Source organism: Anaerosporobacter faecicola, assembly GCF_012070565.1.
GTDB classification, from domain to species: domain Bacteria; phylum Bacillota; class Clostridia; order Lachnospirales; family Lachnospiraceae; genus Anaerosporobacter; species Anaerosporobacter faecicola.
Genome location: NZ_JAAQRO010000009.1, coordinates 312603 through 337846, shown reverse-complemented (window position 1 = coordinate 337846; position 25244 = coordinate 312603). Strand labels below are relative to the sequence as shown.

23 protein-coding genes are annotated in these 25244 nt (G+C 34.6%); 20 read left to right on the top strand and 3 right to left on the bottom strand.

The genetic code is table 11. The features are described from left to right. Nucleotides 1-6: 6 nt before the first annotated feature. From ybaK to rsfS, 12 genes are all read left to right on the top strand, one after another. Complete coding sequence (gene ybaK, locus HBB17_RS06205; RefSeq protein ID WP_167956596.1) at nt 7-477, top strand: Cys-tRNA(Pro) deacylase; 471 nt, start codon at nt 7-9, stop codon at nt 475-477. 17 nt (nt 478-494) lie between these two features. Then, nucleotides 495-1451 carry an NAD(P)H-dependent glycerol-3-phosphate dehydrogenase gene (locus HBB17_RS06200; protein WP_167956595.1) on the top strand — a complete coding sequence of 319 codons (957 nt, stop codon included), beginning with the start codon at nt 495-497 and terminating at the stop codon, nt 1449-1451. Nucleotides 1452-1965: 514 nt separating this feature from the next. Continuing rightward, nucleotides 1966-2292 (top strand): hypothetical protein, encoded by a 327-nt coding sequence (locus HBB17_RS06195; protein WP_167956594.1) that lies wholly within the window; start codon nt 1966-1968, stop codon nt 2290-2292. Beyond that, nucleotides 2267-2773 carry a DUF3795 domain-containing protein gene (locus HBB17_RS06190; RefSeq protein ID WP_167956593.1) on the top strand — a complete coding sequence of 169 codons (507 nt, stop codon included), beginning with the start codon at nt 2267-2269 and terminating at the stop codon, nt 2771-2773. Before HBB17_RS06195 ends, HBB17_RS06190 begins: the two co-directional genes overlap by 26 nt. Before the next feature lie 184 nt (nt 2774-2957). Then, nucleotides 2958-3266 (top strand): 50S ribosomal protein L21, encoded by a 309-nt coding sequence (gene rplU / locus HBB17_RS06185; protein ID WP_167956592.1) that lies wholly within the window; start codon nt 2958-2960, stop codon nt 3264-3266. Between the two features lie 17 nt (nt 3267-3283). Next, nucleotides 3284-3604 carry a ribosomal-processing cysteine protease Prp gene (locus HBB17_RS06180; RefSeq protein ID WP_167956591.1) on the top strand — a complete coding sequence of 107 codons (321 nt, stop codon included), beginning with the start codon at nt 3284-3286 and terminating at the stop codon, nt 3602-3604. A 74-nt stretch (nt 3605-3678) separates the two neighbouring features. Beyond that, the gene (rpmA, locus tag HBB17_RS06175; protein ID WP_167956590.1) at nt 3679-3966 is read left to right on the top strand and encodes a 50S ribosomal protein L27; all 288 of its coding nucleotides are present in this window, start codon (nt 3679-3681) and stop codon (nt 3964-3966) included. Nucleotides 3967-4237: 271 nt separating this feature from the next. Continuing rightward, on the top strand, nt 4238-5524 hold the full coding sequence (gene obgE / locus HBB17_RS06170) for a GTPase ObgE (protein WP_167956589.1): 1287 nt from the start codon (nt 4238-4240) through the stop codon (nt 5522-5524). A gap of 229 nt (nt 5525-5753) precedes the next feature. After that, a complete protein-coding gene (gene yhbY / locus HBB17_RS06165; protein ID WP_167956588.1) occupies nt 5754-6059 on the top strand; it encodes a ribosome assembly RNA-binding protein YhbY in 306 nt (101 codons plus the stop codon). Between the two features lie 23 nt (nt 6060-6082). After that, nucleotides 6083-6691: a nicotinate-nucleotide adenylyltransferase gene (nadD, locus tag HBB17_RS06160; protein ID WP_167956587.1), complete on the top strand. Its 609-nt coding sequence runs from the start codon at nt 6083-6085 to the stop codon at nt 6689-6691. A gap of 81 nt (nt 6692-6772) precedes the next feature. Continuing rightward, nucleotides 6773-7363 carry a bis(5'-nucleosyl)-tetraphosphatase (symmetrical) YqeK gene (gene yqeK, locus HBB17_RS06155; RefSeq protein WP_167956586.1) on the top strand — a complete coding sequence of 197 codons (591 nt, stop codon included), beginning with the start codon at nt 6773-6775 and terminating at the stop codon, nt 7361-7363. Nucleotides 7364-7380: 17 nt separating this feature from the next. Next, nucleotides 7381-7734: a ribosome silencing factor gene (gene rsfS / locus HBB17_RS06150; RefSeq protein ID WP_167956585.1), complete on the top strand. Its 354-nt coding sequence runs from the start codon at nt 7381-7383 to the stop codon at nt 7732-7734. Nucleotides 7735-8022: 288 nt separating this feature from the next. On the opposite strand, the gene lexA is transcribed toward rsfS, so the two are convergent. Further along, nucleotides 8023-8640 (bottom strand): transcriptional repressor LexA, encoded by a 618-nt coding sequence (lexA, locus tag HBB17_RS06145; protein ID WP_167956584.1) that lies wholly within the window; start codon nt 8638-8640, stop codon nt 8023-8025. A gap of 370 nt (nt 8641-9010) precedes the next feature. On the opposite strand from lexA, the gene yneA reads away from it, so the two are divergent. Beyond that, nucleotides 9011-9367 (top strand): cell division suppressor protein YneA, encoded by a 357-nt coding sequence (gene yneA, locus HBB17_RS06140; RefSeq protein WP_167956583.1) that lies wholly within the window; start codon nt 9011-9013, stop codon nt 9365-9367. Nucleotides 9368-9431: 64 nt separating this feature from the next. Here yneA and HBB17_RS06135 read toward each other — a convergent pair whose 3' ends face one another. Beyond that, complete coding sequence (locus HBB17_RS06135) at nt 9432-10163, bottom strand: tRNA lysidine(34) synthetase (RefSeq protein ID WP_167956652.1); 732 nt, start codon at nt 10161-10163, stop codon at nt 9432-9434. Nucleotides 10164-10432: 269 nt separating this feature from the next. Here HBB17_RS06135 and HBB17_RS06130 point away from each other — a divergent pair, with 269 nt between their 5' ends. Then, nucleotides 10433-13066, top strand: coding sequence for an N-acetylmuramoyl-L-alanine amidase (locus HBB17_RS06130; RefSeq protein ID WP_167956582.1), 2634 nt, complete (start codon nt 10433-10435; stop codon nt 13064-13066). A 40-nt stretch (nt 13067-13106) separates the two neighbouring features. Continuing rightward, nucleotides 13107-14870 (top strand): glycoside hydrolase family 10 protein, encoded by a 1764-nt coding sequence (locus tag HBB17_RS06125; protein WP_167956581.1) that lies wholly within the window; start codon nt 13107-13109, stop codon nt 14868-14870. Nucleotides 14871-15224: 354 nt separating this feature from the next. Here HBB17_RS06125 and HBB17_RS06120 read toward each other — a convergent pair whose 3' ends face one another. Next, complete coding sequence (locus HBB17_RS06120) at nt 15225-17102, bottom strand: DUF4914 family protein (RefSeq protein ID WP_167956580.1); 1878 nt, start codon at nt 17100-17102, stop codon at nt 15225-15227. A gap of 603 nt (nt 17103-17705) precedes the next feature. On the opposite strand from HBB17_RS06120, the gene HBB17_RS06115 reads away from it, so the two are divergent. The 5 genes from HBB17_RS06115 to HBB17_RS06095 all read left to right on the top strand — a co-directional run bounded on the left by HBB17_RS06115 (nt 17706) and on the right by HBB17_RS06095 (nt 25045). After that, nucleotides 17706-18404 (top strand): ABC transporter ATP-binding protein, encoded by a 699-nt coding sequence (locus HBB17_RS06115; protein ID WP_167956579.1) that lies wholly within the window; start codon nt 17706-17708, stop codon nt 18402-18404. 13 nt (nt 18405-18417) lie between these two features. Then, nucleotides 18418-20661: an ABC transporter permease gene (locus HBB17_RS06110; RefSeq protein WP_167956578.1), complete on the top strand. Its 2244-nt coding sequence runs from the start codon at nt 18418-18420 to the stop codon at nt 20659-20661. 209 nt (nt 20662-20870) lie between these two features. Next, nucleotides 20871-22046 carry a serine hydrolase domain-containing protein gene (locus HBB17_RS06105; RefSeq protein WP_167956577.1) on the top strand — a complete coding sequence of 392 codons (1176 nt, stop codon included), beginning with the start codon at nt 20871-20873 and terminating at the stop codon, nt 22044-22046. Between the two features lie 556 nt (nt 22047-22602). Beyond that, nucleotides 22603-23709, top strand: coding sequence for a hypothetical protein (locus HBB17_RS06100; protein WP_167956576.1), 1107 nt, complete (start codon nt 22603-22605; stop codon nt 23707-23709). 538 nt (nt 23710-24247) lie between these two features. Beyond that, the gene (locus HBB17_RS06095) at nt 24248-25045 is read left to right on the top strand and encodes a GNAT family N-acetyltransferase (RefSeq protein WP_167956575.1); all 798 of its coding nucleotides are present in this window, start codon (nt 24248-24250) and stop codon (nt 25043-25045) included. The last annotated feature ends 199 nt before the right edge of the window (nt 25046-25244 follow it).

Here is a 25244-nt window from a genome sequence, read left to right as displayed (position 1 = left end):
TTTCATATGAATAAAACAAATGTAATGCGTCTATTGGAACAGGCAAAGATCGCTTATATTCCTCATGAATACGAAGTAGATGAGAATAACTTAGCAGGAGAACATGTTGCCAGTCAAATTGGTCTGCCTTTTGAGCGAGTATTCAAAACACTTGCTGCATTTGGTGAAAAACATGGTGTTGCTGTATTCTGTATCCCTGTTGGAACAGAATTAGATCTGAAAAAAGCAGCGAAGGCAGCAGGAGAGAAGAAGATCGACTTACTTCCTGTAAAAGATCTGTTGAAACACACCGGTTATATACGAGGTGGTTGTTCCCCTATTGGTATGAAGAAACATTATCCTACATTTATTGATGAAACAGCTATCCTATATGATACTATAACTGTTAGCGCAGGTGTCAGAGGCTGTCAGATTGAAGTAAATCCCAATGAATTGATCACATATATTCAAGCAAAAGAAATGGATTTAATTGCATAGAAAAGGCAGGTAAGAATATGAAGATAACGGTTATTGGTTGTGGACGTTGGGGATCATTGATCACATGGTATTTAGACAGTATTGGTCATCAAGTAACTTTATATGGTCGTGATAATTCGAAACATATGCAACGTTTTTTAAAAGAACGGAAAAATGATCTGTTGGCAATTCCAGACTCCGTTTCACTTACTACCGATCTTTCTTGTGTAAAAGAAGCGGAAGTCATTGTTATATCCATTAATTCGCAAGGTCTACAAGCTTTGATGGATGAATTAAAACAATATGAATTGATGGACAAAATACTCGTACTATGTATGAAAGGAATTGAAATTTCCACAGGCCGTAGACTATCACAGATTGCAAATGATAATTTAGATTTTTCCAATAATGTTGCAGTTTGGATTGGACCGGGACATGTGCAAGAGTTTTACCATGGTATTCCTAACTGTATGGTTATTGATAGTAATGATTGTAAGACAAAAGAATTACTGGTAAATGAATTCTCCAGTGAACTAATCCGTTTCTATTATGGACAAGATCTGATCGGGAATGAAATTGGAGCAGCTGCTAAGAATGTAATTGGTATTGCTGCGGGAATGCTCGATGGTCTTGCCTTATCAACCCTAAAAGGTGCTTTGATGTCTCGTGGAACTAGAGAAGTGGCACGTTTGATCAAAGCGATGGGTGGTAATGAATTATCTGCTTACGGGTTATGTCACCTTGGTGATTATGAAGCGACGGTATTTTCTAAATATAGCCATAACAGACAATTTGGCGAAGCATTTATAAAGAATGAGCCTTTTGATGCATTAGCAGAGGGATATTATACAGTAAAAGCAATGTTGAACCTTGGAAAAAACTACGGTGTAGATTTACCAATCTGTAAGGCAGTTTATGATATCCTGTATAAAGAAAAAAATGCGAAAGAAGTATTGAATGGATTATTTTCACGTACGTTAAAGAATGAGTTCTAAGATTAACGTTACAAATATAGAATGTATTATACGTAATATTTCTTATTTGTAAGAGATATTTTATCATTGTAATGTTGACAAATGATACAATGAAGCGTAATATGTAGAAAAAAAGAAAGGAGGTTATGTTATGAGATCATATGAATTAAGCGAGGTATTAACCAGCTAACATAATATGGTTAGCATCATAGAAAGCCAACACGAAACAGATATCTTTTATTTGTTTTGCGCTTTATTTTGATGCGTTCATAACTAATCTCATCGTGTAAAAAAGAACACATCTGATTGGTGTGTTCTTTTTATATACTTTTTTATGAAATGTGTTTGAAACACGTATATATTTACAACACATTTTTCTTCTTTCGTGATAGTTATTGTTATGACTCATACCTCTATGTTAGCTGTTCAGTACGATTAAAAAAGTTTGATAAGAATTTTAAATAGTAAGATGAGAAAATGATTCATATACCCCTTATGTTGAGAGAGGGAAGAAAGTAGAGGAAAATTGAAGCGTATGAAAAATCAGAAAGTTAAAGAAAGTTTTCAAAAGGAATATAGGTGTTTAAACCCAAACTGTATGCACATTGATGAAAAAGGTTGTGCAGTTGTAGAAGCTTACCAAACAGGAACGATAACCTTAAAAGAAGTGGAGCGACATCGTAAAGATAGACGTACAAAGCTATTCCAAGATAATAAAGCGGAGTATAAAAAGACCAAGGAAGGTTTTAAACGAGGTGTTAGTAAAAATTTCAGAAATAAGAGTAAGATACTTAAATTTGAAAACGATCAATTAGAAGAGCAAACAAAACTAGCATATGAAAGTGAGAAAGACCATGAATAAAGAATCTAAAAACGAAAAAATGAATGATGACCAAAGCTTAGATTATACAAACATAAAAGCAGAATTCAATAAAGCCAACAAGCCATTCCCTCTAACTGAAAAAGAATGTATCGGATTAACAAAGGCAGAACAAGACGAGATCAATCCTTGTGGAACCTATTGTGGTGGCTGTGAAGATTACGGTGTAGTATGTGATGGTTGTCGAAACCGAAATGGAAAACCAATCTGGTATAACCTTTACGACAAAAAAGAAACCTGTATCTACTATACTTGTACAAATAATAAATCCATACATAACTGTTCAACATGTTCGAAGCTACCATGCAAAGACTATTTCATCTATCCAGATCCTAATATGTCTGATGAATTTAAACAATATTGGCTTAACTTAAGAATTAAAAACTTAAAGAAAGTCAATCCTAATATTACAATTGAACTAGAAGACGAGTATCGAAAGAATGTTGAGAAGTTTAATAAGTAATATAATATGGTAAAGGAAGCCGAGCCAGCCTGAGCTTCGGTAGGATGCCGAATAAAAAATTATGAAATATGATTGACAAACTTAAAAACAGGTGTTAATATATTCTAGTGTGCCGCACAGTGAGGTTTAAGTTCTGTATATACAGACACCATAACTGGCGAGTAATGATAATAGGAGGTGCCATATGTACGCAATTATAGCAACAGGTGGTAAACAGTACAAGGTAGCAGAAGGCGATATCATTAACGTAGAAAAGCTTGGAGTTGCAGCTGGAGAAACTGTTACATTTGACCAAGTTTTAGTTGTTAGCAATAACGGATTAACAGTTGGAAATCCTACAGTAGCAAACGCAACTGTAACAGCTACAGCAGTTAAAGACGGTAAAGCTAAAAAAGTAATCGTTTACAGATATAAGAGAAAATCTGGATATCACAAGAAAAACGGTCACAGACAACAATTTACACAAGTTAAAATTGAAAAAATCAACGCATAATTAAGCAGGTATCGGATATGATTACAATATCTTTTACACGCAATGCGAATGGTATTTATAATGGATTCAAAACAAAAGGTCATGCAGGTTATGCGGATAGTGGTTATGACATTATATGTTCTGCAGTCTCAGTTTTGGTTGTAAATACGATTAATTCTATTGAACAATTCACTTCTGACCACTTCGAGATGAAAGGGGAAGAAGATTCTGACAAAATAGAATTTATTATCTTGTCTGAAGTAAGTAAGGAATCCATCTTATTACTAAATTCCTTGATTCTTGGTTTACAAGGTATCATTGAGAATTATGGACAAGGATATATAGATCTGAGAGTATAGCTCTTGGAGATACTATTTCATTTTATGAAATAACACATATGATTTATATACACGATTCAAGGAGGTGTAAGACTATGTTAAAGATGAACCTTCAGTTATTCGCTCATAAAAAGGGTGTTGGTTCTACTAAGAACGGTAGAGATTCCGAATCTAAGAGATTAGGTGCTAAAAGAGCTGACGGACAGTTTGTATTAGCTGGAAATATTCTTTATAGACAACGTGGTACTAAAATTCATCCAGGCGTAAACGTAGGCCGTGGTGGAGATGATACTTTATTTGCTTTAGTAGACGGTGTTCTTAGATTTGAAAGAAAGGGTAGAGACAAGAAACAAGCTAGTGTATACCCTGTAGAAGCTAAATAATGTAATATATGTAGATGAAGCCCCATTTCTTGATTACATCATAGAATGGGGCTTTATTAAATGAAAATACTTCCTCGATTTCGAGTAAGTGTATGTATTACTATGAAGTTTTTACACAGTCAATGATTATGAATACAAGAATTGTGATAAAATAATAAAGAGATGGAATTATAGGTTTTGAGCCAGATTATTGCTACATTTTGAAGATGGCATAATTTGTGTTTCGCTTATTTATATATAGAATACCATAGAAAGGAATAAGGTATACTTTATGTTTGCAGATAGCGCAAAAATATATATCCGTTCAGGTAAAGGCGGCGATGGTCATGTTAGTTTTCGAAGAGAACTATTTGTGGCAGCTGGTGGACCAGACGGCGGTGATGGTGGTCGTGGTGGGGACTTAATTTTTGAAGTTGATGATGGAATTAATACCTTGAACGATTTCCGACACATTCGTAAATACTGTGCAGGAGATGGTCAACCAGGTAGTAAAAAACGTTGTCATGGAGCAGATGGGGAAGATCTTGTTGTAAAAGTTCCAGAAGGAACAATTGTAAAAGATGCAGAAACCGGTAAAGTTATTACAGATATGTCTCACGAAAATCGTCGTGAAGTCATTCTTAAAGGTGGTAATGGTGGAAAGGGTAACCAACATTATGCCACACCTACGATGCAGGTACCTAAGTATGCACAACCAGGTCGTCCTGGAATTGAGATGAATGTTACATTAGAGTTAAAGGTAATTGCTGATGTAGGTCTTGTAGGTTTCCCAAACGTAGGGAAATCCACTTTTTTATCTCGTGTAACCAATGCAAAGCCAAAGATTGCAAATTATCACTTTACAACATTAAATCCAAACTTAGGAGTTGTTGATCTAGAAGGAACAGATGGTTTTGTTATCGCTGACATTCCTGGTTTAATCGAGGGTGCTTCTGAAGGAATTGGACTTGGTCATGAGTTCTTAAAGCATATTGAACGTACGAAAGTCATTATCCATATGGTTGATGCAGCTAGTGTAGAAGGTCGTGACCCAATTGAAGATATTAAGAAGATCAATTCAGAACTGGAAGCATACAACCCGGAACTATTAAATAAACCACAGGTGATTGCAGCGAATAAAATTGATGTTTTCTACGGAGATGATGAAGAAACAACACTTACTTTAATGAGAGAAGAATTTGAGCCTAAGGGAATTAAAGTATTTCCAATCTCCGCAGTATCGGGTAAAGGAGTGAAAGAACTTCTCTATTATGTGAAACAACAATTAAACCAAATCAGTGCAGAACCAATCATATTCGAACGAGAATATTTCCCTGAACAAATGAATTATTCCAATGAACCATTTACTGTAGAAAAAGTAGATGAACACGAATTTGCAGTAGAAGGACCTCGTATTGAACGAATGCTTGGATATACCAATTTAGACTCAGAAAAAGGATTCGCGTTCTTCCAGAAATTCTTAAAAGACAATGGAATTTTGGAACAACTAGAAGACCTTGGAATCGAAGAAGGGGATACTGTTCATATGTATGGACTGTCCTTTGATTATTATAAATAAATGGTACCCATTTTGAGCCAGTATGTTGTGTTTTAAGACGTACTCTCAAGAATTCTAAGAGTGAAAAAAGCTTTTTATTCTTAGCGTATTTATATTTCACGTTGTTTAATTATAATAAGGGCATGTTTACTCTACGTTTATATGTAAAGTAAGGATAGTGCAAAGAAGGGTATTCTTTTTTGTGCGCGGACCCTTGCAAAATGAATTTTGAGAAAAGAAAGGATAGAGTATGACTACCAAACAAAGAGCATATTTAAAAAGTTTAGCAATGGTAATGGATCCTATATATCAAGTAGGAAAAGCAAGCATTACACCAGAATTCACTACTGGAATTAGTGAAGCTTTAGAAGCAAGAGAATTGATTAAAATATCTGTACTAAAAAACTGTATGGATGATCCTAGAGAAATTGCACAGATTCTCGCAGAAAGAACGAATTCTGAAGTAGTTCAAGTAATTGGAAAGAAGATCGTTTTATATAGAGAATCGAAAGATAAGAAAAAGATTGAATTACCAAAAGCGAAAAAACAGAAGTAATTGTTTCGCAGATTGGAGTTTGTATGGAGAAAAAGAAGATTGGTATCCTGGGTGGAACCTTTAATCCTATTCATATCGGGCATCTCATTTTAGGACAAACTGCACTGGAACAATTCCAATTGGATCAAGTACTTTTTATGCCCTCAAAAAATCCACCCCATAAACAACAAGAACACATACTTGATGAACAAATCCGTGCCAAGATGATACAACTTGCAATTGCAGATAACCCTGCATTTGCTTTGTCCACCTTTGAGATGGAGCGGGAGGGTATGACTTATACAGCTGATACATTAACTCAATTAACGAAACGATATCCTGAAGAGGAATATTATTTTATCATTGGAGCAGATTCTTTGTTTTATATTGATCAATGGAAGGAACCGGAGGTAATCTTTAGCCATTGTAAATTAGTTGCTGCCATTCGAGACCATAAAACAATCGAACAGATGCAAGCGCAGATTCGTTTCTTAACAGATCGATTTCAAGGTTCAATTGCTCTATTAAATGCTCCAAATATCGACATATCATCGAGTGATATTAGAAAACGTTCACAAGAAGGAAAAAATATTCAATACTATGTTATGCCAAAAGTTGCAGCCTATATTAAAGACAATAACATTTATCGATGATGTAAGATAGAAAAAGGTTAATAATAGCCTCCTTTATATACCTGTTCGATTCGTGAGATTTATGAAAGGGCATGGATTTATATGGAATATGATTTGTTAGAATTACAAGAAAAAATGCGTGAGATCCTGAAACCAAAGCGATATCTACATTCCCTTGGAGTACAATATACATGTGCTGCCTTGGCTATGCGTTATGATTGTAATCTTATGAGTGCACAAGTGGCTGGGATTTTACATGATGCAGCTAAAAATTATGACGAAGACGAGCAGATCAGACGTTGTGAAAAACATCAGATTCCGATTACAAAGGTGGAAAGAGAGCAACCATATCTTTTACATGGAAAATTAGGTGCATATTATGCGAAAACAAAATATCATGTAACAGATGAGGAAATCCTTTCTGCTATTGCTTATCATACAACAGGAAAACCGAAAATGACGATTCTTGAAAAGATCGTGTTTCTATCTGATTATATAGAACCGTCTAGGAAGTTAATTCCAGGACTGGTAGAGATTCGCAAACTTGCATTTGAGGATCTAGATCTTGCGGTTTATACTACATTACACAATACATTAAATTACTTAAAATCGAATGAGCAAACCATTGACAATACGACTTATACTGCATATAACTATTATAAGGAGCTTGTCGGTGCACAGCTTAAGGATTAAGAAAGGCGGTACAACGTATGGATTCATCAAAGAAAATGGCTCAGATTGCATACAATGCAATGGAAGATAAAAAAGCAGAAGATATTCGCATTATTGAAATAGGAGAAATCTCTACGATTGCTGATTATTTCATCATCGCAAATGGTACGAACACTTCACAGGTACAAGCACTAGTTGATGGTGTAGAAGAAGCATTATCAAAAGAAGGTTTCGAACCACAAAGAATTGAAGGAATTCGTTCTTCGAACTGGATTTTAATGGATTACGGCGATATTGTCATTCATATTTTCTCCAAAGAAGATCGTTTATTCTATGATCTAGAAAGAATCTGGAGAGATGGAAAAACTTGCTCCATTGAAGATCTTCAATAAAACAATTGCCTGCATAAAGTGAAATTGTTAAACTAAGCTTTTTGAATATATAGCTCTATAGTAAGCAGTTGTAATGCAATGGATTACATCATGTCTACTGTAGAGCTTTTTTCTATAATAGGATTTGGGTGGCAAAAGCGCTCCGGGGGATGCGCACGCGCACAAAAGGTAGAATCATTACATATAGCTATACTGATACCTATACTGAAATTGAAGAAAAAGATACAAAAAATGAGCGCAATAAGTTTCGTTAATTGTAATGAAACTTATTGCGCTCATTTAATATCACTAGTGAAGGCGACGGAATAATCCGATGACCTTACCTAAGATACTAACGTCATCAACTATGATAGGGTCCATCGTATTATTTTCAGGTTGTAAACGAAAATGTCCATGTTCTTTATAGAATGTTTTCACTGTTACAGAATCGTCGATCAAGGCGACTACAATGTCACCATTGTCTGCAGTTGAAACTTTTTCAACAAGAATCTTATCACCACTAAATATACCGGCATTGATCATACTTTCCCCTTTAACTTTAAGCATAAAGGTCTCTGCATTCGGCATATCTTCTGCTGGCATTGGGAAATATCCTTCTATATTCTCTACTGCAAGGATCGGTTGACCAGCAGTAACAACACCAACGATTGGAACGTTAACAAGTTCTCTTCTGGATAGATTAAAACCATCATCAACGATTTCAATTGCACGTGGTTTCGTTGGATCTCTTCGGATATATCCATTCTTCTCTAATGTCTCAAGATGGGAATGAACACTTGAAGTGGATTTTAACTTAACTGCTTCACAGATCTCACGTACTGCAGGTGGATATCCCTTGCTGATGATCTGTGCTTTTATGTATTCCAAGATCTCTTTTTGTTTTGTACTGATTTTTCCATAGCTCATGGACGAATTCCTCCAATTCCTTATATTCTATCTATGCACCTGGTTACTATATATACCACGACTAACATAAGTAATATCTTTCTTCTGTTGCTATTATACCATGTGTGAATAGAAAATGCAAAACAAATGTTCGTGATATCGTAAAAATCTATTGACAAAAGAACGAATGTTCGATATGATATAGAAAAAGAAGGCAGTACATATGTTCGACTTATAATAAGACAGCATTTTCGATAAGAAAACTTATCCACTTCAATTGAAAACATTTTAATGGTACATAAGAGTGAATCTGTTGAATGAGTAAGATAAGAGGAATGGCAATGAATTTTAATAAGAATGATAATACAACAGAAAATATGGAGGTTTATTTATGAAAAAAACGACGAAGATATGTTTTACTATGTTTGGATATAAGAAAGAGATGAATCGTAACACAGCGATCATAAGTGTACTAACAGTAGTAGTCTTAGTGTGTGCATTAATTGGATTTCTAACAGATCATTCCATTGCAAGTGCATCGGATTCTAGAAGTGAAAAGTACGTGAAAAGCATTCAGATTGTAAAAGGTGATACATTGTGGGGGATAGCAGAAGAGAATATAACCAGTCATTATCGTAGCATAGAAGATTACATTGACGAAATCATGGAATGCAATGCCTTAACTTCGGATGTAATTCATGAAGGACAATATCTAATCGTGCCTTATTATTGCTCCCCAATAAAATAACCACATAGATTGAGGAAGAGCAGGAAGTCCGCCCCAAGTTGGATTTCCTGCTATATCAGCTTCTTTATTCTTGATCTTTACGTTTTGGCCATCCTGGGATATTTCCATTTAAAATTGCACGGAAGATTCGATCTTTCGCTCCGGGATTTTCTTGATTTAGCTTTTTTACAAGGTTTTTCGCATATTCTCGACGGGTATATCCATCTGCAGGGCATGGATTTTTTTGAACGGGAAGGTTATACAAATTACGAAAACCTTTCACATCCATTTCTTTTACATACATTAAAGGACGAATCACCGTTAAATTCATTCGATCAAGATATGTTACTGGTGAGAAGGAATGGAAACGACCTTCATAGAGTAATGAAAGAAACATCGTTTCTATAATATCATCCATATGGTGAGCATAAGCAATTTTATTGCAGTTCTTTTCCTTTGCCATATCATTAAAAGCGCCTTTTCTCATTTTAGCGCAAAGGGAACACGGATTTTTTTCTTTTCTTTCCTTGAATACAACATCAGCGATTTCTGTATCAACAATGGTATAAGGCACATCTAATTCTTTACAAAGAGCAACAATTGGACTTAAATCCATTCCATCAAAACCAAGATTGACTGAGATCGCCTCAATCTCAAATTTCTTAGGATAAAAGCGTCTTAATCCTGCTAGTGCATAAAGCATCGTTAAACTGTCTTTTCCACCAGATATTCCAATTGCGATTCGATCCCCTTCTTGAATCATCTCATAATCATCAACTGCTTTTCTTGTAAAACTCATTAATTGTTGTAATTTCATAATCATAACCTTTCTGTTGATTTGTGTTGAGTACAGGCTCGACAAAAAATCATACAAATAAACTACCGTTATTATAATAAATAACACAAATAAAATCAATATTTGACACAATTCTAACACTTTTGAACCCTAGTATTATACTATAAATATTGGTTTGGGTGGTTAAATGTAAATAATATAGTATATATTTACATGACATAATTAGGAATAACTAATTATGATGAAATACCTAACATAATAGAGTTACAAAAAATGAGAAAGGTGAGAAAATGAGACAACTAGAAACAAAAAGAAAATGCCCAATTTTACATGGTGAAGAACGTCAATGGAAACATACCAAAGTAGTGTATATGTTTTTATTGACAGTATTACTAATCCTGACACCAATCCTTTCTGTGAAAGCGGCAACATCTTTAAAGTTAAAGTACGACGGGAAAGATGTAACGTATACAGGAAAACAAGTTGTATATAAGATTGACGGAAAACAGGTTAGTAAAAAGAATTATCCAGGAATCATCATAGGATCGACTTCTCTAATTTCTTATAAGGATGCTTTTGTTAATTCAGGTATTGGAGTAACAGCAACCTATTCTTCCAGTAAAGGGACACTTACACTAAAGAAAGATTATACGACAATCAAGTTTACTCTTGGGAGTACAACAGTATATGTAGATGGAGAAAAACAAACTGTTTCACAGGCTCCAAGAAAAGTAACTTATAAATCAACAGGAGTTACTAAGATCCTCGTTCCAGCCAGATTTGTTGCAGAAGCATTTGGCTATACTTACAGCTATAACAGTAGTAAAGCAATTGCCACACTTACAAGCTCTAAGACAAAGCCACTGAATCTTTACGATTTTAGCCAAAAAAAATGGTTCACATATCGTGGAATCCAAGGAAAAGTTAAAGTGGATGGGAAAAATGTTAGTGTAACTTCCTTACCTAGTATTTTGCATCAATCTACAACAATGGTTCAAGCAAAAAAAGTATTTGCATCCTCCTCAATAGATGCAGATTATACGTATGACTCTTCTGATAAAACCGTTACACTTGTGAAAGATGATGTAACAGTCGTAATGACATTAGATAGTAAAACTGCAACAGTGAATGGTAAAGCAAAAACTTTACCACATGCACCAATGAAAATCAAGAATAAAGCAAATGGAACTACCTATATTATGGTTCCAATCAGTACAGTAGCTGGTTATCTTGGTTATGATTTTGCTTGGGATAGTTCTAGCAATACTTCAATCTTAACAAAAAAAGTAGAGGTAACAGAACCAGATGTTCCAGTAGAAGACAAGCAATATTCTACCTATGGAGTTTCCGATACTTATAAGGATACGATCACAAATATTCAAAATACAAAGTTACAGACGGAGATTAATTCAAATTATTCAACGACAGCTGTATTAGGTGACTTTTCAAAAGATACTGTAACATATTCTGACCGTGAAGTATTTTATCTTAAAGCATACTCTACATTTAGTAAAGTTCATTCTTATTATACAACAGATAATGCGTTAGTACTTGACGTGGAACGTTCTACCGTTACAAATTCTACGTATACGTATTCAAATAGTATTATTGAAAGTACAACCATGACATACAATGAAACTTCACAAAGTAGTAAAATTGTACTGACAACGAGTGTAAAACAACCAAAATATGATATTCGACTATCTGAGGATGCATTAACCTTAATTGTTACGGTTTATTATAACTATATTGAGAATGTATCTGTTGATTATACGAATGGTACAGATGTTGTTAATATCCAAACGTGGTATCCCGCTACCAATACAACAACAGTCGATAGTTCCAATGTATTTATTGATCTTCCTTATACGATCAACAGTATTGGAACATTAAATAATACCATTGAAAATGGCTACTGTATTAAAGGGGTTGCTGCAGCAACGAAAGATGCTACTTCCACAAGAATTACGTTATCCAAAGCGACAACGGCTACCTATTATAGTTCACAAACAGGTAATGTAATATCTTATGTTTTGGTTTATCCAGATAGTGATGCTTCTTTAGATCTAAAGATTTCTTTGCCAAGTGGTGTAGATTACTCAACGGTAACAACGCAGGATCTATATACAAAAAATCAGTTTAAGGTTATCATCCCAGGGGATTATGTAAGTTACTATAATGAAAATCCCGTTAATATCTATTCAAGTATGGTAAGTAAAGTAGTCGTATCATTGAATAGTAGTGGAAACACAGAAATTCTGATTTCTACGCTCACATTGCAAGGATTTAATTTAACAGAAGGAAGTTCTGCAATTCAGGTTGAGATAGGAAATCCACAAGATATCTATGATAAGATCGTTGTTCTTGATGCTGGACATGGTGGTTCAGACCCAGGAACGATTCACAACAGTGTACAAGAAAAGACCATAACCTATAATATCTTGTATAAGTATGCAAAAGAATATTTTAATGATCCAGATAGTAGTATCAAAGCTTACTGGACAAGAACCGGTGATAATTTTGTAGATTTATATGAACGTGCTGCTTTTGCAGAAAAAGTAGGTGCAGATCTATTTATCAGTCTTCATATGAATTCGGCTACGCCATCAGCAAAAGGTACTGAAACTTATTATTCAACTGTTAATAATAAGACGCAAGACAATGGCTTAAATAGTGCAAAATTAGCCTCTATATTCCAGGCTGGCATAGTAGATGTCTTTGGTTCTAATAATCGTAAAGTTAAGACTGCAAATTATGTAGTAATTAAACAAAATACAGTTCCTGCAATTTTGATTGAACTTGGTTTTATGTCAAATAGTGATGACTTTGCAAAAATTAACAATACAACGAACCAGAAAAAATATGCAGAAAAGATATATGAGTTGACTGAAGATGTATTTAATCAATATCCTACTGGTAGATAGTAAGTGAAATTATAACAAACAAGCATGGAGGATCATAAGAATGAGAAAAAAATTTCAATATAACCGTATCCTCCTTGGCTTTGTCATTTTGTTTTGCATCTTAATTGTAAATACAAATTATGCCAATGCCGCAAAGGATACGAAAAAACCAACGATTACGTTAACTGTTAAGAATACCGAGCCAACCAATAAATCTGTAAAAGTAACGTTTAAAGCTACAGATGCTTCTGGTATTAAAACCGTTAAATGGGCAGAAGGGGATCAAAAAACTTCCTACTTTTCAAAAAAAGGAACAACCGTGAAATTGAGCAAGAGTACCTGTAGCGTAACGTTAAAAAAGAATGGTGTCTATACATTTTATGCGCTAGACAAAGCAGGGAATACGAAAATTAAGAAACTCGAAATTACAAATATTGATAAAACTGTGCCAACAGTTAGTTTAAAATCAACAATCATGAATCAAGCAGCGACAATCAAAGTTACTTCAAAAGATGCATCTGGAATTGCAAAAGTACAGTATGTAAAAGGCAAAGTTACAGACGTTACATCTGAAAAATGGTCTACAAAGGCAACAGAAGTATCCAATAAAAAAAGTTTTACTGTTAAAAAAAATGGAACATATAGTGTAATGGTAACGGATGTTGCTGGTAATGCTAAAATCAAAACCATTGCTGTTGATTTAGAAATGAAAGCAATGTGGATTTCATACCTTGAATTCAAATCAACAGGTTATAAAGAATCCGAGTTCCAAGCATTAATTGATGAAATGTTTGATAATTGCGTAGAACTTAAGATGAATACGGTAGTTGTTCAAGTTAGACCTTTTGGTGATGCAATGTATCCATCAAAGTATTTCCCTTGGTCAAAATACATTTCAGGAAAGCAGGGAAAAGATCCTGGTTTTGATCCATTAGAATACATGGTTCATGCGGCTCATGATCGTGGACTTGAATTTCATGCTTGGATTAATCCATATCGTGTTACATTAGAATCAGGTGATTATTCTGCTCTAGCAGAAGATAATTATGCAAGAAAATGGTATGAAGATGAAGATACAACAAATGATCGTAACATCTTAGAATTTGATACAAATAGTGATAAAGTACCGAATATCTATTATAATCCAGCTTCTTCGGCAGTACAAAAACTGATCGTAAATGGTGTGAAAGAAATTGTAACGAATTACGATGTAGATGGTATACATTTTGATGATTATTTTTATCCGAACCTTGGAAGCAAATATAAAAAGACTTTTGATAATGTAGAGTATAATGCCTATGTGGAAAAATGCATTACTAATGATAAAACACCAAATGCAATTGAGGTTTGGAGAAGAAACAATGTCAATTCCTTAGTAAAAAAGGTTTATGCTGCAATCAAAGATGTGAATGAAAGTGTCAAGTTTGGAATCAGTCCTGCTGGAAATATTAACAATCTATATTTAACGACTGGAAATTATGTTGACGTAAAAACATGGATGGCTTCCGATAAATATATTGACTATATATGTCCACAGTTATACTGGAGTTTTGAAAATAAAACAGTACCATTTGACAAGAATCTAGATAACTGGTTATCTTTCCGTACTAGCTCAACCGTTAGTATGTATGTAGGTATTCCAACTTATCGTGCGGGTTCAAATTTGGAACCAGAATGGGAAGAGTGTGATGATGTTTTACAACGAATGGTTGAATATAGCCGTAGTACAGGAAAAGTAGATGGGTACTTCTTCTTCCGATACAATTATTTCTTTACAAAGACGACGCAAGCAGAAGTAGAGAATTTATTAAGTGTACTGGATTAGGATATGAGCACAGTTAGCTTCAGCTGATATCTACGTTATGTACGAGTGCACATCCCCCAGAAGGTTTGTATAATAGGAAAGTCCTCCGACTTTCCTATTATACAAAAAGAGGACTTTTAACTCATATTAATGAGTTAAGGTCCTCTTTTTGTTATGTCCAGATGGGAACAATCTTATGGAATCAACCTTATGGAATCAATCCCATAAACATCATACGATCTATTGCATAAAGACTGTGAAAATGATTACTCATTTATTCACAGTCTTTTTTGTTTGTTTCTTTATATTTATGATTTTACGTGTCTTGCAATCTAACTGGCTAAATCGTTAGAATCGTATAGGTCTAATAAAGGTCTAATAAAGTCCTAATGGAGTTAATTTGCAATAATCCTCTACAGATCCTCCATTTTTGAAACAAGCAATGATTTCGCGTCCAAGTGGGTGAAGATCTGGAGTATCAAATTTTTCAAGTTCTCTAGCAAAGAAGTCAGTAAGGATTTTTGCACCTTGATCATATCCATCAATTCCGAGTAAGTCTTGTTTTTCGCAACGAAGGAATTTGGAACGAATGTACTGACCGTCTACTTTCATTTCTTTTAAAGCATAGCCAAGGATTGGACAGCGAGATTCTACTAAATGGTCCATTTTAAAATTAACACCACCACGACGAGCTAGATATTCCACAACAATATTCTCTGGTGCAAACCCAACTTGGTATACACCAATGTGTTGATTAGGAATAAGCACATATTTGGTGTTAGGCGAAGATAAAATCTGTTCTAATAATAGATTCGCCTGTTTTACTTGTTCCCCTGTTGCAAATGGCCAGTAAGAACCAACACCTTCACTAACCATACCAGTTGAATCAACGATACTTGGATTTTTATGTCCTCGTGGAGATACCAATCGCCATAACCAAGCCAATGCAGGTGGGATGATATGCAGCATACCCATGATACCATAATTAGGATTTTCTGCTGTTGAAGGTGGCATACGAACACCAAAACTTCTTACAGAAACCTCAACGGGTTCTGTTACAATATTTTCAATATTCTTTCTAGGAATAATTACACGTGGATTTGGACAAGGTTTACCATCGGAATCAATTGTATGCTCCCATAAAAGACAAGTTGAACCAGGTACACCTTGTAAGTTAAAGAAGATTAGTGGTTCGTTTGGATGTACCGATAATTTTTCGTGTTCTGGATTACTTCCATATTCCGTAATGCCATCTACACGTAAAAACCAGCCATCTTCTCCATCTGTTAAGCAAAGTTTTCCACTTTGATTTTGAAAATCTGGATGACAGATTGCCATATCATCCGTAACAGGTTTGATGGTGCAAGTATCTCCCATATGAATATAGTTCTTTTCGCCAGTAATGGTATGCGTTCCTAATAGAACACGATCATCCGATAATTTCTTTACTTCTTCGAGTAATTCGCTTTTACCACCGCCAGAAGCACCTTCATGCATAATAACAGTTTCGTTTTCGTAAGGAGTTACGACTTTAGCACATGATGCATGAGCAGTAACCCAACCTTCGCTTTCTCCAATGTCAAGAAGTACACTATAGACACCTTTCTTTGCTGATGGACCTGGATATAGGTTGTAAGAAAATATTTCATGACAATCATCGATACGATTGTGAACACAAACCTGTTTTCCTTTGAAATGTGTATGACGGAATGGAGGAGCAACATAAATGATTGCTCGAGGACGGAATCCCTTACTTTCTTCTGCGTTTACAAAACCTTGTAATAAAGCTACTGCGTAAGCAAAGAATGCCGCATTAAGAGGACAAACAAGGAGAGAACCGTATCCGTATACGTTACCACCAGCATTGAATGGAATTACCACAAGTTCCTGTGTTTTTAACCATTCGAATGTTTCTTCTCTAATGGAATCAAACGCTTTCCCGTATGTATCTCGGAATCTAGGTTTATCTGTTGGTTTCTCGTCAGCAATCACCATACAATCTGGATCACGACGTCGCATATAATCTTCTGTATAATTAACAACAGCACCGTTCTTACAACGTACAACATCAGCCTCTTTCATATCGCCTTTTCCAGGAATGGAATAGATGACATCATGCTTCATACCATCTTCTTTTCCATATACTAATTTATATAATTCCTCTTTTGTCGCTGGTGTATATACACCTGCACAGTTGTTTAGTACTCCTTTTAATTCATCTGATAGATCAAATTTCTGTAACAATTCGTTCATACGAATCCTCCTTATAATCTGTAAAAATATCGGAAATCGTTATTCTGAAAGAAATAGAAGAGTATATTATTCCCGACTTACGGATCAATGCACTTCTTTAATTCTACATAATTGTATTACTGTCTATCTGTATCTATATATTGTACGTTAACAATAACACAAAATGAATAAATAAAGTGCTAAAAATTCATTTTTTTAAAATAAACTTTTTTGATGTACCACTAATATACCGATAATACGCTGTTATGTCAAGTGGTATATTATGCCTTCTTCGTTTATAAATGCAAGAATTACGTTGCAAACTTGCATTTTGTTAGAATAACAGTTGATTTGTTCCAAAATAATTATGATTCGTTGTTTATTGGTTTTTGTGAGTCCTTCTATATAACATTTTGCCCTTTTGTGGAAAGGTTATTCTTACAATAGAATGGAACAACGTTATTAATGATTTCAAACCAATAAACGAACAATTTATGAATTCAAAGCAGGAGTCGATCAATAAATTCTTTGAAACATGCTTGACATTTTTCATTATTATCTTATAATGAATATATGAACAGATAATCATATATTGAATAATAAAGTAAAATAGGAGGAAAAGCTATGTTTATAGAAATCAGTAATCTTAGAAAAAGTTATGGATTTAAGGAAAATCGAACAGAGGTTTTAAAAGGAATTAATGCTTCTGTTGAAAAAGGGGAAATATGCGTTTTGCTTGGACCTTCTGGTTCTGGAAAATCAACCTTACTTAATATCATTGGAGGGATTGACCAAGCGGATAGTGGATACATAGCCATTAATGGAGAAAAAACAGTTGAAATGAATGAGAAACGTTTGACTAGATACCGTAGAAAACACCTTGGTTACATATTTCAGATGTACAATTTAATACCAAATCTTAATGTAAAGGAAAATATTGAAGTTGGTGCCTATCTAAGCGACAATCCCTTGGAAATAAATGATTTACTAAACGTACTAGGGCTGTATGAGCATCGTCACAAATTACCAAACCAATTGTCAGGAGGACAACAACAACGAACAGCAATTGGAAGAGCTATTATAAAGAATCCTGATATATTGATTTGTGATGAACCAACTGGCGCACTTGACTATAATACCTCTAAGGATATCCTGAAGTTAATCGAAGATGTGAATAAACGATACGGGAATACCGTGATTATCGTTACACATAATGATGCCATTAAGAATATGGCCGATCGTGTAATAAAGTTACGTGATGGACAGATCCGTAAAAATTATGTAAACACAGAAAAAATAGCCGCACAAGATTTGGAATGGTAGGAGGTTGAGAACAATGCGTAATCCCTTAAGAAAAAGGCTTCCCAAAGAACTCAAAGATGAATTTGCTAAATTCCTTGTTATATTTTTATTTATGACTGGGACAATTGGCTTTATATCTGGATTTCTTGTAGCAGATAATAGTATGATTCAAGCGTATAAGGATAGTTTTGTAAAATATAATGTGGAAGATGGCAATTTTGAAACAGAAGATGAATTAACAGATGAACAGGTATTGCAAATAGAAACGAATGATGTTGCAATATATAAAAACTACTACACGGAACAACCGTCAAAAGATCGTACCATACGAATCTTTGCAAACCGCCAACAAGTTAATCTTGTATGTCTAATGAAAGGTTCTATGCCTATAGATGATAATGAAATAGCAATCGATCGAATGTTTGCTGACAACAATGATTTGTCTGTAGGTGATATGATTACTGTTGGAGAAAAAGAATTAACAATATCGGGCTTGGTTGCTCTTTCTGATTATAGTGCGTTGTTCTCCAATAATACAGATATGATGTTTGATGCGGTTAAATTTGGAGTAGGAGTCATGACAACAAATGGTTTTGCTTCCTATGAAAGTTCCGACCTTCATTATAATTATTCATGGCAATATAATGAACCAGCTACGACCAAATTACAAGAAAAAGAAAAAGCAGATACATTTCTAACGCAGCTAGTTTCAGCTGTCAGATTGACAAACTACATACCAGCATATGAAAACCAAGCGATACAATTTACAGGAAATGATATGGGAAATGATAAAACAATTATGATAACACTTTTATATATCCTAATCAGTATCATGGCTTTTGTATTTGCTATTACAACTAGTAATACAATCACACATGAAGCATCCGTAATTGGTACACTACGCGCTTCCGGTTATACGAAGGGCGAATTACTTCGACATTACCTAATGAATCCCATGATCGTATCGATTCTTTCCAGTATTGTAGGTAATATACTTGGTTATACAGTATTTAAGAGGGTTTCCGCTAATTTGTATTATAGTAGTTATAGTTTACCTACTTATGTTACCATCTGGAATATGGAAGCATTCCTATTAACAACGGTCGTTCCATTTGGAATTATGTTTTTGATTAACGTTTTAATTTTAGTGAACAAATTGTCTTTGTCACCTTTACAATTCTTACGGAGAGACTTAAAAAGAAAACAAAAGAAGAAGGCAATTCGTTTACCAAATTTTCAATTCTTTCATCGTTTCCGTTTACGTATTATTTTACAGAATCTACCAAGTTACGGTATGCTTTTTATAGGAATTCTGTTTGCCAATGTTTTATTATTATTCGGCATGATGATGTCACCTTTGCTGCAACATTATGAAGACCAAGTACTAAATAATAAAGTAGCTGCTTATCAATATATACTAAAAGTACCAGCTGAAACTTCTGATTCAAATGCTGAAAAATACTGTGTTACCTCCCTTAAAACAACAAAAAAGGGATTGAATCCAGAAGAGGTAACCATCTACGGAATTGAAGAACAAAGTAAGTACATCGATCTTGCATTAGAAAAAGGCACGATCTATATTTCGGATGGACTTGCAGCTAAATATGATATCAAAGAAGGCGATACCATAACTTTGAAAGAAGATTTTGGTATAGAATTATATGAATTTACGGTAAAGGGTATCTATGAATATCCAGCTGCACTTTCAGTATTCATGGACAAATCGACTTATTGCCATACCTTTGATCAGGAAGATCAATATTTTAATGGCTATTTTTCCAACCAGGAGTTATCCGATTTAGAAGAGCAAAGTATTGCCACTGTAATCACAGATGACGACTTAACGAAGGTGTCTCGACAAATGGATGTTTCTCTAGGAGATATGTTTGTTCTGGTTAATGTCTTTGCAATTCTATTATATATGCTATTGATTTATTTGTTATCAAAGCTAATCATCGAGAAAAATGCAAATGCCATCTCCATGATTAAGATACTTGGCTATGAAAATAGTGAAGTAGGGAAACTATATTTACTCTCAAATACGATTGTCGTAGTGGTTGCAACTGCTGTAAGCTTGCCAATTGCGGAAACAATCATTCATGTAATCTATGTTCAAATGATGAAACAATTTACTGGTTGGTTGACGTATTATACAAAACCCTCTCTATATATTCTTTTGTTTATCATGGGAATCGTTGCATATCTAGTGATTGCAGTCTTAGAATATCGAAAGATTCGTAAGATTCCAATGGAAGATGCCTTGAAAAATGTGGAGTAGGTAAGAAAGTAATTATTCGAAGTGTACGAATGGAATAAATGCTCGATATGTAGAATAAAAAAGCAAAATAGCACAAGTTTCTATTGCCAATCCGTGTTATAATCATAGCAGAATTGAAGTATGAAAATGCCAAGATAGAAATGGATTGATAAATGATACAAAATTTATCCCACTTTTTTTGAGCAACATGTAAATGGAGGAATGCCAATATGAGTTTTGCTAGACTGAATGATATTTTAAGACGAGCAGTAGAAGATGGGGAGATTGCAGGTGGAAACCTGCTGTGCTTAAAAGATGGAATCCGTCAATGCTACTTTGAACAAGGATATGCGGATATAGAAAAGAAACAACCAATACAAAAAGATACCATTTTTCGTATGTATTCCATGACAAAACCAATTACAAGTGCAGCTGTAATGTTATTAATCGAGAGAGGCGAGCTTGATCTTTTAGATCCTGTATATAAGTACTTGGAAGGATTTAAGGAACAAACCTATTATGTTGGCCAAGAACGAAAGAAGGTGGAGCGGTATGCTACCATCCGGGATCTTTTATGTATGACAGCTGGAGTAGCATATCCGGGAGATGCTACCAAGACCGAACGGGATACAACCGTTTTATTTAATCAGCTAATCGACGGATTGCAACAAGGTAGTCCTTATGAACAAATGGGAACTGTCGCTGCTATGAATGAATTAGGACGAATTCCTTTGTTATTTTCGCCAGGTGAAAATTGGCAGTATAGTACATGTGCCGATGTACTTGGGGCAGTGGTAGAAGTTGTTGCAAAGATGCCATTTTCACAATTTCTTCAGAAAAATATCTTTACTCCACTCGGCATGAAAGATACTGGATTTTATGTACCACAGGAAAAACAAGGTCGTCTTGCTTCGGTTTATGATATGACAAATGATGGTTTAGTCAAGTATACACAGAATCATCTGGCAATTCAGAATAATATGGAACACCCTCCCGTGTTTGAATCAGGTGGTGCAGGTTTGGCGTCCACTATTGAAGATTATGGTCGATTTGCAACGATGCTACTGAACAAAGGAGTCTACAACGGTAGACGAATCCTGTCGGAAAAGACTGTTGATTATATGACAACAAATCATATCACAAAGAAGCAAGAAAAAGGTATGGAATCATGGGAAAACCTTGCTGGTTATAGCTATGGAAATCTTATGAGAATATTAACGAATCCTGAACACTGTACACACTTATGCGTAAAAGGAGAATATGGTTGGGACGGTTGGTTAGGTGCATATTTTATGAATGTACCGCAAGAAGACCTTACCTTTTTGCTAATGTACCAACGTACGAATTCTGGAACGACTACCCTAACAAGAAAATTATTGAATGCATTATATGCTACTTTCCAATAAACAGGAATTGCTACTAACAATTAACTATACGGTAAAATAATTGAACCGTTGTACCAAACAATAGTAATGCCAAGTGTGGCAGTATACATATTTATAATCGAACATATAGTAACGAATAGTAAACGATAGTAACATACATAAAGAAGAACAATCTTTTATGAAAACTACAATGAAAAAGATATTTTGTACTCAACTTGTATCTTATCATTGCATTTCATTCAGATTGTTTTTCTTTTTTCTATGAGAAATAAGACAAAGCATCTTGTACATATTGAACGAATTGATGCCAGAAACTAAGATTCAAGTGGAAATAATAGAAACGGTTCTGTGGAGCAGCATGTTGTCGATTTCGAATTACCCTTGATTAATATTTGATTAGGATTTGATTAATATTTCCATTTACCCTTGTATTGCCATATTTTAACATGTTATAATTCCTGTAAGTTTGTGATGGGAAGTTAATGCTAACTTGATCTTCCCATTCTATAAAGGTAATATTGTTTTTACTTATCGTTGTATTACCTACATCTAATATAAGAACAGGAGTGAAGAGGAAATGCGAAATAGGATAGGACTTTTGAAAAGCAAGAAATCAGTATTACTACTATGTACGGTATCATTCGTAGCAATACTGATTATTTGCATTATTTGCATTAACAGAACAAAATCATTAGAAACAAGCAAACATACTGAAAAAAATAATGGTATGATCTATCTGTATGGAGAAGAACATGGTGTAGAAAAGATACTTGATCGAGAGTTGGAATTGTGGTGTGATTACTATAACAAGTATAACATGCGACATTTATTCTTAGAAATTCCCTATTACGCGGCTGCATACTTAAACCTTTGGATGAAAGCGGATAATGATACGATTTTGGACCAACTCTTTACTGATTGGGAAGGAACCGCATCTGATAATTCCTCTTCAAAAGCATTTTATAAAAAGCTCAAAGAAGAATGTCCAGAGACAATCTTTCATGGAACGGATGTTGGTCACCAATTTGATACAATGGGAACTCGTTATCTGAAGTATCTGGCTAATAACAAAAAGTATAATAGCGATGAATACAAACATACACAACACATTATTGATCAAGGAAGGAAGTTTTATTCCAAAGAAGATCATGTATATCGAGAGAATAAGATGGTTGAAAATTTTATAAAAGAATATGAACAGCTTCAAGGGGAAAGTATTATGGGAATATACGGTGCAGCACACACAGGTCTGGACAGTTTGGATTATATGACAAATACCGTACCTTGTATGGCAAACCAACTAAAAGAAACCTATGGAGAACAACTATATACGGAAGATTTAAGTTCTTTAGCAAAAGTTATGGAGCCGATCAAAGTGGAACAAATTGAAGTGGAGGGGAAAATGTATTCTGCTTCCTATTACGGAAAACAAGATTTAACTGGATTTAAAGACTTCTCCTATCGTGAAGTTTGGCGTTTAGAGGATTCCTATGATACATTCAAGAATTGCAAAAAAACGGGAAATGTCTTACCCTATAATAATTATCAAATGTTGATCGAAGAAGGGCAAGTATTTGTGATTGACTATATACGTACAAATGGTAAAAAAACTAGAGAATATCACCGTTCGGATGGCACCGAATGGAATGGTCAATTGGTGACAGAAGAATTTTTAATTAACTAAGTAAGCAGACTGTTCGGGATTGCTATTCTTATTCTAAATTATAGTATTGACCATGCTTTTTGAACATACCGATATGACACCAGCTATTAGAGTAGGAGCAAAGTTGGTGTCAATTTTAATCATATTCGTATAAGAATTCTATGTTGACAATACGAAATGTATATGTTAGAATAGCGATGGATTTGATAACAATATCTACTAATTTTGGTAGTGAATGTAAGGTCCAACTATGAAATGCAGTACAGAAAGGAGTAATGTAGAAGTGAAAAAATCGAATGAGGTAATACTAGTTTAACTTCATATTGGTGTATAAGAAGATGTTTTTCTTAGGATGCCGTCTCTGTTCCTCTTATGAATCGTTTTGCCTTGGTGAACACATGGATAAGATGTGTTTTTTTTGTACCTTTTTTTAGGATTAGACGAGAGTTTTCAGAGTATGAAGTACAAGAATTAACTTTTGTGAGGAAGAAACTTCTTCACAAGGCGATTTGTGATTTACACAAAAACGTCAGACTTTTGAAAGGGCATGGTGAATAGTATGATGAAAAACACAACAATAACAAAATGTAACTTTATTGATTTAAAAGATTTATTTGACGAATATCTGGATACCTTAACTGGTGTAGGTGATGATTTCTGGGAATCTCATATTTTACGTGGTGTTGGCTATTTGATTAAAGCGGCTGAAACCAAGATTGGATTTTTCCATCTCTGTCAGGAACCGGATTATCTGTTTCTTAGTAGCTTTTATGTGAAACCAGAATATACTTTTATGGGCACAGATTTAATGAAACATATTATTGAAGAGTATCATGTGGAAAAAGCATTCGTTCTGACTTGTGATGAACATTTCCTTACCTTATGTATGGAAAATCAGAAATCTGTTGCATTACAAGCTTGCCTATTTGATGGAACCATCAAGTATCCTTGTAAAGAACCAGAATATGATGCCTCATACATAACAAGAGTAACGATGGAAGAATTGCCATCTATTCGAAAAGCAACTGGTGACTTTTACAACGATTTTAGTGATGAGGACATCGCAAGCGGAAAATACGAACTCTATCAGGTTAAAGAAAAGGGAATCTTATTAGGGGTTGGCGTTTATGTTCCAAACCAACTGAAGACAGGTTATGTTCCATGTGGTGAAATTGTTTTAGAAGAGCACCGCAAGAAGGGGGTAGCAAGAAGTCTTCAATTATACATGGCTGATCTATGCAGAGAACGCGGACTAATTCCAATCGGCGGATGCTGGTATAAGAATACCGCAAGTCGTAAAACATTTGAAAGTGTTGGTAGATATACAAAGACTAGAATTTTGAATGTAACTTTCTAGAGTTTGCACTTTGTAGTAGAAAAAGAATAAGAGCAGATAGCAGAGGCAACCTGTTGTCTCTGTTCTTCTCTAAGAAACATATAGGATTATATTAATTATTAACTCAAACTTCGCAGTTCAATTGCTGAAAAAGCCTTAGGATAACCTTTCAGGGATACAATTGAACTGCGAAGTTTGAGTAATTTATAAGAAAGCAGGA